Annotated in this window: 13 protein-coding genes; 12 read left to right on the top strand and 1 reads right to left on the bottom strand. The window is 74.0% G+C overall.

Going from position 1 to position 13669, the window contains the following annotated elements:
• Nucleotides 1–14 precede the first annotated feature (14 nt).
• Complete coding sequence (locus tag GD632_RS11070; RefSeq protein ID WP_226924808.1) at nt 15–965, top strand: PAC2 family protein; 951 nt, start codon at nt 15–17, stop codon at nt 963–965.
• A gap of 206 nt (nt 966–1171) precedes the next feature.
• Complete coding sequence (locus GD632_RS11065; protein ID WP_110852282.1) at nt 1172–1375, top strand: cold-shock protein; 204 nt, start codon at nt 1172–1174, stop codon at nt 1373–1375.
• A 55-nt stretch (nt 1376–1430) separates the two neighbouring features.
• On the opposite strand, the gene GD632_RS11060 is transcribed toward GD632_RS11065, so the two are convergent.
• Nucleotides 1431–2309: a spermidine synthase gene (locus GD632_RS11060; protein WP_152192082.1), complete on the bottom strand. Its 879-nt coding sequence runs from the start codon at nt 2307–2309 to the stop codon at nt 1431–1433.
• A 27-nt stretch (nt 2310–2336) separates the two neighbouring features.
• Between GD632_RS11060 and dinB the strand changes: the two genes are divergently transcribed.
• From dinB to ftsW, 10 genes are all read left to right on the top strand, one after another.
• Nucleotides 2337–3659: a DNA polymerase IV gene (gene dinB, locus GD632_RS11055; RefSeq protein ID WP_152192080.1), complete on the top strand. Its 1323-nt coding sequence runs from the start codon at nt 2337–2339 to the stop codon at nt 3657–3659.
• A gap of 52 nt (nt 3660–3711) precedes the next feature.
• Nucleotides 3712–4089, top strand: coding sequence for a DUF3040 domain-containing protein (locus GD632_RS11050; protein WP_152192078.1), 378 nt, complete (start codon nt 3712–3714; stop codon nt 4087–4089).
• A 596-nt stretch (nt 4090–4685) separates the two neighbouring features.
• Entirely contained in the window at nt 4686–5117 is a 432-nt protein-coding gene (gene mraZ, locus GD632_RS11045; protein WP_152192191.1) for a division/cell wall cluster transcriptional repressor MraZ, read from the top strand.
• A gap of 159 nt (nt 5118–5276) precedes the next feature.
• On the top strand, nt 5277–6278 hold the full coding sequence (gene rsmH / locus GD632_RS11040) for a 16S rRNA (cytosine(1402)-N(4))-methyltransferase RsmH (protein WP_152192076.1): 1002 nt from the start codon (nt 5277–5279) through the stop codon (nt 6276–6278).
• Complete coding sequence (locus GD632_RS11035; protein ID WP_152192074.1) at nt 6275–6658, top strand: hypothetical protein; 384 nt, start codon at nt 6275–6277, stop codon at nt 6656–6658. The genes rsmH and GD632_RS11035 overlap by 4 nt, the downstream gene beginning before the upstream one ends.
• Nucleotides 6655–8406: a peptidoglycan D,D-transpeptidase FtsI family protein gene (locus tag GD632_RS11030; RefSeq protein WP_152192071.1), complete on the top strand. Its 1752-nt coding sequence runs from the start codon at nt 6655–6657 to the stop codon at nt 8404–8406. Before GD632_RS11035 ends, GD632_RS11030 begins: the two co-directional genes overlap by 4 nt.
• 61 nt (nt 8407–8467) lie before the next feature.
• A complete protein-coding gene (locus tag GD632_RS11025) occupies nt 8468–9865 on the top strand; it encodes a UDP-N-acetylmuramoyl-tripeptide--D-alanyl-D-alanine ligase (protein ID WP_152192069.1) in 1398 nt (465 codons plus the stop codon).
• Nucleotides 9859–10950, top strand: a complete 1092-nt coding sequence (gene mraY / locus GD632_RS11020; RefSeq protein ID WP_152192067.1) for a phospho-N-acetylmuramoyl-pentapeptide-transferase — start codon at nt 9859–9861, stop codon at nt 10948–10950. Before GD632_RS11025 ends, mraY begins: the two co-directional genes overlap by 7 nt.
• On the top strand, nt 10947–12404 hold the full coding sequence (murD, locus tag GD632_RS11015) for a UDP-N-acetylmuramoyl-L-alanine--D-glutamate ligase (protein ID WP_226924807.1): 1458 nt from the start codon (nt 10947–10949) through the stop codon (nt 12402–12404). The genes mraY and murD overlap by 4 nt, the downstream gene beginning before the upstream one ends.
• Nucleotides 12401–13669: a putative lipid II flippase FtsW gene (ftsW, locus tag GD632_RS11010; protein WP_319633116.1), complete on the top strand. Its 1269-nt coding sequence runs from the start codon at nt 12401–12403 to the stop codon at nt 13667–13669. Before murD ends, ftsW begins: the two co-directional genes overlap by 4 nt.

The raw sequence follows: 13669 nt of genomic DNA, 5'->3' as shown, positions 1-13669 counted from the left end.
GGAGGAGAACCGTGGTGGAGCTGTACGACGTGCACCCCGAGGCAGGGGACATCCGTGCGCGCGTGCTCGTCAACGCGCTGACCGGGGCGATGGACGCGGGACACGCGGCCGCGCTCGCCGCGCGCCACCTCACCGCCACCCTCGAGCACCAGCGGCTGCTCACCTTCCGCGTCGACGAGCTCGTCGACTTCCGGGCGCACCGGCCGCCGATGACCTTCGAGAGCTGGCACTGGACCGACTACGAGGAGCCCTACGTCGTCCTCGACGTGCTCCGCGACGACGAGGGCACCGAGCTGCTGCTCCTCCACGGCACCGAGCCGGACCTGCGGTGGCACGCCTTCGTCGACGCCGTCATCGACGTCGTCGAGCGGTACGGCGTCCAGCGCACGATCAGCATCCACGGCGTGCCGATGGGGGTGCCCCACACCCGGCCCACGACCGTGACGGCGCACGCGAGCGAGCCCGGCCTCATCGCCGCGCAGCCCGAGATCATCGGCACCGTCCAGGTACCCGGCAGCGTCACCGGGCTGCTCGAGTACCGGCTCGGGCAGGCCGGCCACCAGGCTGTCGGCTTCTCCGCCAACGTGCCGCACTACCTCGCGCAGAGCCACTTCCACCAGGCGGCCGCCGAGCTCGTGCGGCAGACCGCCCGCTCCGCCGAGCTCGCCCTGCCCGTCGGTGACCTCGAGGAGGCGGCCACCGAGGCGGCGAACGAGATCGAGCGCCAGGTCTCCGCCTCGCCGGAGGTCACCGCGGTGGTCAAGGCCCTGGAGCAGCAGTACGACGCCTTCATGCGCGGCGTGAACCAGGAGACCAAGGCGACCCTTCTCGCCCAGCCGGTCGACCTCCCCACCGCGGACGAGATCGGCGCGGCCGTCGAGGCGTTCCTCGCCGACCAGGAGCTCACCGAGGGCCCCGACGACACCGCCGGGGAGGGCCTTCCCGGGCCCCGCGGGGACGGGTAGCACCCCGGCCCGCAGCACGGAGACGGGTGTCACCCAAGCGCTAGTCACGACGGCGCGGACGTGCCACACTTGGCGTCGTTGCAGTTGCAGTTCGCTTACGTATGACCCTGGCCATGGCTGGGCCTAGCACGACGTGGGACGAGGCATTGCGGCACGACGGAGCCGGCACACGGTCGGTTCCACAACGTCCCCGGAAGGACACTCACATGGCACAGGGAACCGTGAAGTGGTTCAACGCTGAGAAGGGCTACGGCTTCATCGCCCAGGACGGCGGCGGCGCCGACGTCTTCGTCCACTACTCCGCGATCGAGTCCGACGGCTACCGCTCCCTCGAGGAGGCGCAGCGCGTCGAGTTCGAGATCACGCAGGGCCCCAAGGGCCCGCAGGCGGAGAGCGTCCGCCCGCTCTGACACTCGTGGAGGGGCCCGTACCGGTGACGGTGCGGGCCCCTTCGTCGTCCCCGGCTCACGGCTCGCCGGGGGAAGCGACCGGGACGTCGTCGTGCCGGGGGGCGTGGGAGCCGGCGAAGTCGACGAGCTCCTCGCCGGCCACGAGCCGCACCGGCAGCGGCAGCCCGCGGAGCGCACGGGCCAGTCCGGGGGTGGCCACGGGGCGGGCCGAGCCGACCAGCACGACGTTGCCGTAGCGGCGGCCGCGGAGGATCGCAGGGTCGGCGATGAGCGCGACGTGGGGGAACACCTCGCGCAGCGTGGCCACCTCGGCCCGGGCGACGGTGAGCGGGGGCCGGTCGGTGAGGTTGACGAGGTACAGGCCGTCCTCGCTGAGTGCGCTGCGGGCCTCCGCGGCGGCCTCCACGGTCCGCACGTGGCCGGGGACGACGACGCCCGCGAAGACGTCCCGCACGACGACGTCCCAGGACCCGGGGACGAGCGTCCCGAGAGCGGCGCGCGCGTCGGCCACCCGCACGCGCAGGCGGGGCGCACGGGGCAGGTCGAACCACAGCCGCGACAGCCGGGCGAGCTCGGCGTCGATCTCGACGACGAGCTGGGTGGAGCCCGGGCGCGCGGCCTCCAGCGCCCGCGGCAGAGCGCAGCCGGCACCGCCGAGGTGGACGGCACGCAGCGGCGCGGGCGCCGGCGGTCCGGCCTCGTCGAGCACGACCGTCATCTGCTGCATGTACTCGAACTCGAGGTGGGCCGGGTCGGCGAGGTCGACGTAGGAGCTCTCGGCGTCGTTGATGAAGACGGTGACGGCCGACGGTCGCGACGGGTCGCGCAGGAGCTCGACCACCCCGGTGGAGGTCCGGACCGGGCCCTCGGGCAGGTCGGGGAGCGGCAGTCGCCTGCTGCGGCCGCGCCGTCGGGAGGCTGGGCGCTCGGGCATGCGCCCCAGGCTAGCCTTGAACACGACATGAGCAGAGGCGAGCGCAGCGCCGCGGCCCGGCGCGACTGGGGCGGCGACGACACGGGCACGAGCGTGCTCCACGTCGACATGGACGCCTTCTTCGCCGCCGTCGAGCTCCTCGACCGCCCGGACCTCCTCGGCCGGCCCGTCATCGTCGGTGGCGAGCAGCGCGGCGTCGTCCTGTCGGCCACCTACGAGGCCCGGCGTTTCGGCGTGCACTCGGCGATGCCGATGTCGCGGGCCCGCGCCCTGTGCCCGCAGGCCGTCGTCCTGCCGCCCCACCACGACACCTACACGCGCGTGTCCCGGCAGGTCATGGCGATCCTCGGTGACGTCACCCCCGTCATGGAGAAGGTGAGCATCGACGAGGCCTTCCTCGACGTGTCCGGCGCCCGGCGGCGGCTGGGGACGCCGGTCGAGATCGCGCGCGCCGTGCGCGAGCGCATCCACCGTGAGCTCGGCGTGCCCGCCTCGGTCGGGGTGGCGGCGACCAAGTTCGTCGCCAAGCTCGCCTCCAGCCACGCGAAGCCCGACGGGCTCCTCCTCGTGCCCCGGGAGGCCACCGTCCCCTTCCTCCACTCCCTTCCCGTGGGGGCGTTGTGGGGCGTGGGGGAGCGCACCCGCGAGCGACTGCACGTCCACGGCATCGACACCGTCGAGGCGCTCGCGGCCCAGCCGGTGCGCACCCTCCACCGGATCCTCGGGGTGGCCGCCGGCCAGCGCCTCCACGACCTCGCGAGCGGCCGCGACCCGCGCGCCGTCGAGCCCGAGCGGGTGGAGAAGTCGGTCGGGACCGAGACGACCTTCGCCGCCGACGTCAGCGACCGTGCCACCCTCGAGGCGGTCCTCCTCGACCAGGCGCACCGGACCGCGGCCCGCCTGCGGGCCGCCGGCATGGTCGGACGGACCGTCGCGGTCAAGGTCCGGTTCTCCGACTTCAGGACGATCTCGCGGTCGCGCGCCACCGAGGCGACGGACGTCGCCCACGACGTCTTCGCCGTCGCCCGCTCCCTTCTCGACGACGTCCCCCTGCCGCCGAGGGGCGTGCGGCTCCTCGGGGTGCGGGTCGATCAGCTCCAACCGGCGGGCGAGGGCGTCCAGCTGCGGCTCGGCGAGGACGAGAACCGGCGTGAGGCCGAGACGGCGATGGACACGATCCGACAGCGTTTCGGCCCCTCCGCGCTCCGCCCCGCGTCCCTCCTGGACCGCGCCGGGGAGCCGGGCGCGGGCCGCCCCGAGAGGCCGGAGCCGGCGGCGAGCAGCGACCGCGGCCGCCCGCGGGGAGAGTCGGACGCGGGTCGGCTTTCCCCCGGCGCTCCGGCGACCTAAACTTGGGTCAGTCGCCCTCGTGGAGGGCACACCCGACCGGATCGGAGGACCGATGCCTCTTTCTGAGTATGAGCAGCGGGTGCTCAGCCAGATGGAGCAGCAGCTCCGTTCCGACCCCCGCCTGGTGAGCACCTTCACCTCCGAGCAGCGCTACTCGGGCCGTCGCCTCGCCCTCGGGACCCTGGCGGTCCTCGCCGGCCTCGCGATGCTCGTCGGTGGTGTCGCCGCCTCCCTCGTGTGGCTCGGGGTCCTCGGCTTCGTCGCCATGCTCGGCGGGGTCATGCTGGCCATCTCCAAGCCGCGTCACGCCGCACCCAAGGCGCCGGTCTCCCGCCCCCGGGGCGGCAGGCCCGCCGCCCCCCGTGGCGGCGGCTTCATGCACCGTCTCGAGGAGCGCTGGGACCGCCGCCGCGACGAGCGCGGCCGCTGACCCGGACTCCCCGCACCCCGCCGCGAGAGCCGGACTCCTCCTGAGGAGTCCGGCTCTCTGCCGTCCGAGCCCGTCGCGCCGGCAGCCGGCCCCGGCGCCGACAGTCCGACGCTCCAGCGCACCGCCGCCCGACCCCTCCAGCGCGTCACCACCCTCCCCCTACGCGGGCTGTCGGCACGGAGAAGCGCCCTTCGCCGGGGGCCTCCACAACGCCCCACCGGATCTGAGACCACACGGGGGAGGGTGCGGGCGCTGAGGCCCGCGGAGGTTCGCCCGTCGACAGCTGAGGCGGAGGGATCCGGCCGTCGGGGGGCGCGAGGCGGCGCTCCACCTCCCTCCACCGCGCGGCCCCACTGAGCTCCACCGCTCTCGCGGCCCGGCCGACCGGGGCCTCGCGTGCCGCCGGACCGGGGGCGCGACGACGCGCCGGTGCCGCTCCGCCGCGAAACCTCCTCCACTTCTCTCCACCCGCGCTGACCTGCGACGACGGCGGGTAAACCGGCCAGTGTGACCCGCGGTTCCATTGACGGGGGAGGGAAGTGGAGTAATGTGGGGCGCATTGGCGGCGAGTGGTTTGGGGAAGGGTGGTGGCCTGCGTGTTCCTCGGCACCTACCACCCGCGGCTGGACGACAAGGGCCGCCTCATCCTTCCCGCCAAGTTCCGCGACCAGCTCGCCGGGGGGCTGGTCCTCACCAAGGGCCAGGAGCGCTGCCTGGCGGCCTACCCGATGCGGGAGTTCGAGGAGATCCACGAACAGCTGCGCAAGGCGCCGATCACCGACCGGCGCGTGCGTGACTACTCCCGTGTGCTGCTCGCCGGAGCCACCGACGAGCAGCCGGACAAGCAGGGCCGCATCACCATCCCGACCCACCTGCGCCAGTACGCCGGCCTCGAGCGGGAGCTGGCCGTCATCGGGACGGGTTCCCGCGTCGAGATCTGGTCGGCGGCCGCGTGGGACGACTACCTCGCGGCCTCCGAGGACGCCTTCGCCGACACCGCGGAGGAGGTGGTCCCCGGACTCTTCTGACGCGCCCGACCTCCGCACGACGAGGTCTCTCACCGCGACTCTGACGCACTTCCCCGGCGCCAGAGCCCGACGGCGGGAGTCCTGGTCGGGTGGTGGAGGGCCCCCGACCGCCCCAGTGGCACGACCGAGCAGCACCAGACCGAGAGAGGGAGGAGGGACATGACCGAGGACCGCAGCGCCGCCGAGCGTCATGTCCCTGTGCTCGCCGCACGCTGCCTCGACCTCCTCGCCCCGGCCCTCGATCGGCCGGGTGCCGTGCTCGTCGACACGACCCTCGGCATGGGTGGGCACAGCGAGCTCGCGCTGCAGCGCTTCCCCGAGGCGCGGGTCGTCGGCATCGACCGGGACCCGCAGGCCATCGCGCTGGCCGGTGGCCGGCTGGCCCCCTTCGGGGATCGCTTCACCGCCGTCCACGCCGTCTACGACGACATCGACCGGGTCGCGGCCGACCACGCGCCCGGGGGAGTGGACGGGATCCTCATGGACCTCGGCGTCTCCTCCCTCCAGCTCGACGAGGCCGACCGCGGCTTCGCCTACGCCCAGGACGCCCCGCTCGACATGCGGATGGACCCGACGCGGGGAATCAGCGCCGCCGAGCTCCTCGCCACGGCACCCGTCGGCGAGCTGCGCCGCATCCTGCGCGACTACGGGGAGGAGCGCTTCGCCGGGCGCGTCGCGTCCTCCATCGTCCGCCGCCGGGAGCAGCAGCCGATCCTGCGCACCGGCGAGCTCGTCGACCTCGTCCGCGCCTCCATCCCGGCCGCCACCCGCCGTACCGGTGGCAACCCCGCCAAGCGGACGTTCCAGGCGCTGCGCATCGCCGTCAACGACGAGCTGGCCGTCCTCGAGCGGACCCTGCCGCGGGCGCTGGAGTCGCTCGCCGTCGGCGGGCGGATCGTCGTCATGTCCTACCACTCCCTCGAGGACCGGGCCGTCAAGCGTGCGCTGGCCCGCGGGGCCACCTCCTCCGCGCCGCCGGACTTCCCGGTCGAGCCCGAGACCCACCGGCCCTACCTCCGGCTGCTCACGCGTGGCGCGGAGGAGGCCGACGAGGCCGAGCGCGCCGCGAACCCCCGGGCCACCTCGGTCCGCCTCCGCGCCGCCGAGCGCACCCGCCCCACCCCCGACCACATGCGTCCACGATCAAGGAGCGCCGCATGAGTGCGATGCCCGCCCGTACCGCCGCCGTCGAGCCGCGCCGGTCCTGGCGCCCGCGGCTCCAGGTCGTGCGCAGCCCCGCGCCGGCCCGGTCCCTCGTGCCCTACCTCCTCCTGTGCGCGACGATCCTGCTCGGCTCGCTCGTCGCGGCACTGCTCATCAACACCCAGATGGCGGTGGACGCCTACGCGATCCACGACGCCACGCGGACCCTCAACCGGCTCGAGGAGGCCCAGACCTCGCTCGTCCAGCAGGTCGAGCAGGCCGGCTCGCCCGCCAGCCTCCAGCGCCGCGCCGAGGACCTCGGCATGGAGCCCGCCGAGCGGGTCGACTTCATCTCCCTGCGGGAGGGCACGATCCTCGGCGGGAGTGACGCGGAGTGACCGGGCGCTCCCTCGTCCGGCGCCACAACGCCGTCCTCGCCGTCGTCCTCGCGATCGTCATCGTCTTCGCCGGCCGCCTCGTCTACGTCCAGGCGCTCGAGGGACCGCGCCTGGCCGAGGACGCCCTCAACACCCGGCTCTCGCACAAGACGATCCAGGCCATGCGCGGGGACATCCTCGACGCGAACGGGGAGGTGCTGGCCACCTCCGTCCAGCGCTACAACGTCGGCGTCAACCAGCTCAAGGTCCGGGAGTTCACGGCGGAGATCGACGGCGAGGAGAAGGAGGGCGCGGTCGCCGCGGCTGCCCTGCTCGCCCCGCTGCTGGACCGCGACCCCGCCGAGCTCGGCGCGGACATGGTCGGCGACTCGACCTTCGCCTACATCGCCCGGGGCCTCACCCCGGAGGAGTGGCGCGAGGTCCAGGCGCTCAGGATCCCCGGCATCGAGCCGGAGCAGACCTCCGAGCGGCTCTACCCCAACGGCAACACCGCCGGGAACGTCCTCGGCTACGTCGGGCGGGACAACGAGGGACTGGCCGGCCTCGAGCTCACCTTCGAGGAGCAGCTGCGCGGCGTGCCGGGCAGCAGCGTCGTCGAGATCGGCCGCACCGGCCAGTCCATCCCCACGGGTCTGCGTGAGACGGTCCCGGCCGAGCCGGGCGACACCGTCCACACGACGATCGACCGGGACATCAACTTCCGGGCGCAGCAGATCATCGACGAGACGGTCGACCGGTACAAGGCGTCGTGGGGCGCCATGGTGGTCCAGGAGATCGACACCGGCCGGGTCCTGGCGATCGCCGACTCCGACGCCGTCGACCCGAACAACTACCAGGCCAGCCCGCCGGAGAACCGTGGCTCGCGCGCCGTCCAGGCCGCCTACGAGAACGGCTCGACCGGCAAGCTGCCGACGTTCGCCGCCGCGATCGACCTCGGCGCGGTCACCCCGACGACGACCTTCACCACCCCCGACCGCTTCACGACGCCGTCCGGGCAGACCTTCTCCGACGCGGACCCGCACCCCACCGAGGAGATGACGGTCGCGGGGATCCTCGCGACGTCGTCGAACACCGGCACCGTCATGATCGGTGACCGGATCGGCGACGAGGAGCGCTACGAGTACTTCCGCTCCTTCGGCATGGGCGAGCGCACGGGCATCGAGCTCCCCGGCGAGACCCCCGGCATCCTCGCCCCGCCCGAGTCCTGGGACGGCCGTCAGCGGTACACGACCATGTTCGGCCAGGGCATGGCCGTCAACCTCGTCCAGAACACCGCCATCGCCGCCGCTCTCGGCAACGGTGGCGTCTACCACGCGCCGCGCCTGGTCGACGGGACGACCGACGAGACCGGTCGCTTCCACGCCGCCGAGGTGCCCGAGGGCAGGCAGGTGGTGAGCGAGGAGACCGCCGCGCAGATGGTGACGATGATGGAGGGCGTGGTCACCCAGGAGGGGACCGGTGTCCTCGGCCAGCTCGACGGCTACCGCCTCGCCGGCAAGACCGGGACGGCGCAGGTCCCCGACGAGAACGGCAACCTCACCCGCACGGTCGCGAACTTCGTCGGCGTCGCGCCCGCGGACGACCCGCAGTTCGCCGTCGGCATCGTCGTCTACCACCCGCGCCACCAGGTCCCGTCCTCGATCATCGCCGCCCCGGCGTTCAAGGACATCGCCGGCTACACCCTGCAGCACCTCGGCATCCCGCCGTCAACGACGCCAGCGTCACTCTTCCCGATGCGGGCAGAGTGAGCCCGCTGCGGATAGATTGTCGAGACGTGACTCCAGACGACCAGCTCCGGTGGGTGCAGCCGTGATCCAGCTCACCGTCGCCCAGCTCGCCCAGGCCGTGGGAGGACGCCCGGTGGGCGTGGACCCCCAGCTCCTCCTCACCGGGGGGGTCGTCACCGACTCCCGTCTCGCCGCGCCGGGCTCGGTCTTCGTCGCCGTCCGCGGCGAGCGCACCGACGGGCACGAGCACGCTGCCGCGGCGCACGCCGCCGGCGCGGCCGTCGTCGTCGCCGAGCACGCGGTCGACGCCCCGCACGTCCTCGTCGAGGACTCCGTCGCCGCCCTCGGCGAGCTCGCCCGCGAGGTCCTCGCCCGCCTGCGCGCCGAGGGCTCCCTCAGCGTCGTCGGCCTCACCGGCTCGGTCGGCAAGACGACGACGAAGGACCTGCTGGCCCAGGTGCTCGCCCACGCCGGGCCCACCGTCGCCCCGCGCGAGTCCTTCAACAACGAGATCGGCCTGCCGCTCACCGTGCTCTCGGCCACGCGCGAGACCCGCTACCTCGTCCTCGAGATGGGTGCGAGCGGGCCCGGGCACATCGACTACCTCACCCGCATCGCGCCACTCGACGTCGCCGTCGTCCTCGTCGTCGGCCACGCCCACATGGGTGGTTTCGGGACGATCGACGCCGTGGCCCGCGCCAAGGCGGAGATCGTCGCCGGGCTGCTACCCGGTGGCACCGCCGTCCTCAACGCCGACGACGCGCGCGTGGCCGCCATGGCCGCCGCGGCGCCCGGGCCGGTCACCTTCTTCGGGCTCGGCGAGAGCGCCGGCGTCCGTGCCACCGACGTCGTCCTCGACGCGCAGGCCCGCCCCTCCTTCGTCCTCCACACCGACGCCTCCGGCGCGCGCGCCAGCCACCCGGTGCGCCTCGCGCTGCACGGGGAGCACCAGGTGGCCAACGCCCTCGCCGTCGCCGGTGCCGCGCTCGCGCTCGGGCTGGACGCCGGGGCGGTCGCCCAGGCGCTGGGTACGGCCGAGCGCGTCAGCGCGCACCGGATGGCCGTCACGGAGCGGCCCGACGGCGTCGTCGTGCTCGACGACGCCTACAACGCCAACCCCGACTCCATGGCCGCCGCGCTGCGTGCCGCGGCGGCGATGCCCGCCCGCCGCAGGGTCGCCGTCGTCGGGGAGATGCTCGAGCTCGGCCCGGAGTCCGGGCGCGCCCACGAGGACGTCGGCCGTCTCGCCGCGGCGCTGGGGATCGACGTCGTCGTCGCCCTCGGCCCGGCCGGCGAGCCGGTGCGCGCCGGGGCGGGCGACGGCCCGCAGGTCCACTGTCCCGCCGACGCCGACGCCGCCGCGGCCCTTCTCGACGAGCTCCTCCAGGAGGGTGACCTCGTGCTGCTCAAGGGGTCCAACGGCTCAGGCGTGTGGCGCCTGGCGGAACGGCTGACCCAGGGGGGTGGCGCCGCGTGGTGACCGTCCTCGTGGCGGGGGCCACCGCCCTCGTCGTCGCGCTGTTCGGCACGCCGCTGTTCATCCGCTTCCTCACGAGGCGGAACTACGGCCAGTTCATCCGCCAGGACGGTCCCACCGCGCACTACACCAAGCGCGGCACGCCGACGATGGGCGGCGTCGTCATCATCCTCGCCACCCTCATCGGGTACGCGGTCGCCAACCTCGCGGCGGGGCGCACACCCAACGCCTCCGGGCTGCTGCTCCTCTTCCTCATCGTGGGCCTGGGCGTCATCGGCTTCGCCGACGACTACATCAAGATCAGCCGGCAGCGCTCGCTGGGACTCAGCGCCCGCTGGAAGATCATCGGCCAGGCGTTCGTCGGCATCACCTTCGCGGTGCTCGCCCTCCAGTTCCCCAACGAGAACTTCCGGACCCCCGGCTCGACCCACGTCTCCGGCGTCCGCGACACGTCGATCGACCTCGCCTTCGCCGGGGCCTTCCTCGGGGTCATCCTCTTCATCCTGTGGGCGAACTTCCTCATCACCGCCTGGTCCAACGCCGTCAACCTCACCGACGGCCTGGACGGCCTGGCCACCGGTGCCTCCGCGATGGTCTTCGCGGCCTACACGGTCATCGCGATGTGGCAGTCCAACCAGAACTGCCAGTTCCTCTCCGACCAGAGCGCGGCCTGGTCCGCGTGCTACGAGGTGCGCGACCCCCGCGACCTCTCGCTCATCGGCGCCGCGCTCATCGGCGCCTGCCTCGGCTTCCTGTGGTGGAACGCCTCCCCGGCGCAGATCTTCATGGGCGACACCGGCTCCCTCGCCCTCGGCGGCGCGATCGCCGGGTTCTCGATCCTCACCCACACGCAGTTCCTCGCCATCGTCATCGGCGGGCTGTTCGTCATCGTCGTCATGAGCGACGTCATCCAGATCGGCTTCTTCAAGGCGACCGGCAAACGCGTCTTCCGGATGGCCCCCCTCCACCACCACTTCGAGCTCGGTGGCTGGGGAGAGGTGACGATCGTCATCCGCTTCTGGCTCGTCGCCGCCCTGTGCGTCGCCCTGGGCCTGGGCATCTTCTACGCGGAGTGGGTGACGGCGTGAGCGGGCTCGGCGACGCGCACGTCGTCGTCGTCGGCCTGGGCACCTCCGGGCGCGCCGCCGTCGACGTCCTCACCACCCTCGGCGCCCGCGTCACCGGCGTCGACCGCAGCGAGGCCGCCGTCGAGGCCGCCCGCACCGCGCTCGGCACCCGTCCCACCCTCCTCGCCGCGGGCGACGACGCCGCCCTCGCCGACGCCGTGCTCGCCGCCGGGGCCGACCTCGCCGTCGTGTCCCCGGGCGTGCCCGCCACCTCCCCGCTCCTCACCCGGGCGGCGGCCGCCGGCCTGCCGTGCTGGAGCGAGGTCGAGCTCGCCTGGCAGGTGCAGCGGACGGCGACGACGACGGCGCCCGCCTGGCTCACCCTCACCGGCACCAACGGCAAGACGACGACGGTCGGCATGCTCAGCTCCATCCTCACCGCGGCGGGCCTGCGCGCCCCCGCGGTCGGGAACGTCGGGACCCCCGTGGTGCAGGTCGTGGCCGACGGTGGGGTCGACGCCCTGGCCGTGGAGCTGTCCAGCTTCCAGCTCCACCTCACCCACAGCGTGGCCCCCGAGGCCTCCGCCTGCCTCAACGTCGCCCCGGACCACCTCGACTGGCACGGCTCCTTCGCCGCCTACCGCGACGCGAAGGCGCGCGTCTACGAGCGCACCCGCAAGGCGTGCGTCTACACCGACGCCACGACCCGCGCGATGGTCGAGGAGGCCGACGTCGCGGAGGGGGCACGCGCCGTCGGGACGGTCCTCGGCACCCCGGCCGTCGGCGAGCTGGGGATCGTCGAGGACGTCCTGTGCGACCGCGCCTTCGAGCCACGCAGGCAGACGACGGCGGCCTCCCTCGCCACCCTCGCCGACCTCGCCCACCTCGCGCCGCTGCCCGGCGGGCAGGTCCCGGGGCACGTCGTCGCCGACGCGCTGGTCGCCGCGGCCCTGGCCCGCGCCCACGGGGTGCCCGCCTCCGCGGTGACCGCCGGCCTGCGCGCCTACGACAGCGGGGGCCACCGCATCGAGCTCGTCGCCACCCGCGGCGGCGTGGCCTGGGTCGACGACTCCAAGGCCACCAACGCGCACGCCGCCCGCGCCAGCCTCGCCGCACTGCCCGCCGGCCGCGCGGTGTGGGTGGCCGGGGGGCTGGCCAAGGGCGCCACCTTCGACGGGCTCGTCGCGGACGTGGCCGACCGGCTGCGCGCCGTCGTCCTCATCGGGGTGGACCGCGGGCCGCTGCGTGAGGCACTTGCACGACACGCGCCGGATGTGCCCGTCACCGAGGTCGAGCCTGGTGACACTGGGCAGGTGATGACCCTCGCCGTCTCCGCGGCCGCGCGGCTCGCCCGCCCGGGTGACACCGTGCTGCTCGCCCCGGCGTGCGCGTCCATGGACCAGTTCGCCAGCTACGCGGCCCGCGGGGACGCCTTCGCCGCCGCGGCCCGTGCCCTGCCCGGGGAGCCGGCGTGACCGCCGTCCAGCCGGGCCGCCTCCCGCGGGCCGCCGCCCCGGTCACCGGCTCGCTGCGGACCGGCGCGCGGGACGCCGCCCACCCGGCCACCCGCGGACCGGCGGTGCTCAGCTACTACCTCGTCGGCGGGGCCACCCTCCTGCTCCTCGCCATCGGCGTCGTCATGGTGCTCTCCGCCTCGTCGATCACCTCGATCCGGGAGACCGGCAGCCCGTACGGCTTCTTCCTCGACCAGGCGGTCTTCGCGCTCGTCGGCATCCCGCTCATGGTCGTCGCCAGCCGTGTCCCGGTGGCCTGGTACCGCCGGCTCGCGTGGCCCGCGCTCGGGCTCGGGCTCCTGCTGCAGGCGCTCATCCTCACGCCTCTCGCCCGCGGCGAGAAGGGCAACACGAACTGGATCTACATCCCCGGCGCCGGCCAGACGATCCAGCCCTCGGAGTTCCTCAAGCTCGCCCTGGCGGTGTGGCTGGGGCTCGTCCTCGCCCGCAAGGCCCACCTGCTGCACCGCTGGCAGCACATCCTCGTGCCGGGGCTCGCGGTCGCCGTCCTGGCGCTCGGGCTGGTCCTCGTGGGCCGGGACCTCGGGACGGCGATGGTCGTCGCGCTCGTCGTCGCCGGCGCGATGTTCGTCGCCGGAATCCCGCTGAAGTGGTTCGGGGCCGCCCTCGTCGGTGCCGCCGCCGTCGTCTCCTTCCTCGTCATCTCCTCGCCCAACCGGATGCAGCGCATCGTGGCGGTCTTCGGGGGCGAGTGCGACGAGAGCGCCGCGTGCTACCAGACGCTCCACGGGCTCTACGGACTGGGCACCGGCGGCATCTCGGGCCTCGGGCTCGGTGCCTCCCGCGAGAAGTGGGCCTACCTGCCCGAGGCGCACAACGACTACATCTTCGCCATCCTCGGCGAGGAGCTCGGGCTGTGGGGCACGCTGCTCGTCCTGGGGCTGTTCGCCGCCCTCGCCACCGGCATGTTCCGCATCGTGCGGCGCCACCCCGACCCCTTCGTCAAGATCACCACCGGCGCGATCGCGGCCTGGATCCTGGGCCAGGCGCTCATCAACATCGGCGTCGTCATCGGCTTCCTCCCCGTCATCGGTGTGCCGCTGCCGCTCGTGTCCGCCGGTGGCTCCGCGCTCATCGCCACCCTGCTCGCCATGGGCGTGGTCCTCGCGTTCGCACGCGACGAGCCCGGCGCCGGGGCCGCGCTGCGCGCCCGCCGCGGCGTGGTGCGCCGCTCGCTGGCCGTCGTGGGGCGCGGCCGTGGCTGA

Origin of the sequence: Georgenia satyanarayanai (assembly GCF_009193135.1) — a bacterium.
Classification (GTDB): Bacteria; Actinomycetota; Actinomycetes; order Actinomycetales; family Actinomycetaceae; genus Oceanitalea; species Oceanitalea satyanarayanai.
Note: the sequence above shows the minus strand (reverse complement) of the source record. Positions and strands in the feature narration are given on the sequence as shown.

Bases quoted from the DNA above. Each gene is read 5' to 3' on its own strand.
- GD632_RS11065 (WP_110852282.1), top strand. From the start codon at position 1,172: ATGGCACAGGGAACCGTGAAGTGGTTCAACGCTGAGAAGGGCTACGGC.
- GD632_RS11060 (WP_152192082.1), bottom strand. From the start codon at position 2,309: ATGCCCGAGCGCCCAGCCTCCCGACGGCGCGGCCGCAGCAGGCGACTG.
- dinB (WP_152192080.1), top strand. From the start codon at position 2,337: ATGAGCAGAGGCGAGCGCAGCGCCGCGGCCCGGCGCGACTGGGGCGGC.
- GD632_RS11050 (WP_152192078.1), top strand. From the start codon at position 3,712: ATGCCTCTTTCTGAGTATGAGCAGCGGGTGCTCAGCCAGATGGAGCAG.
- rsmH (WP_152192076.1), top strand. From the start codon at position 5,277: ATGACCGAGGACCGCAGCGCCGCCGAGCGTCATGTCCCTGTGCTCGCC.
- GD632_RS11035 (WP_152192074.1), top strand. From the start codon at position 6,275: ATGAGTGCGATGCCCGCCCGTACCGCCGCCGTCGAGCCGCGCCGGTCC.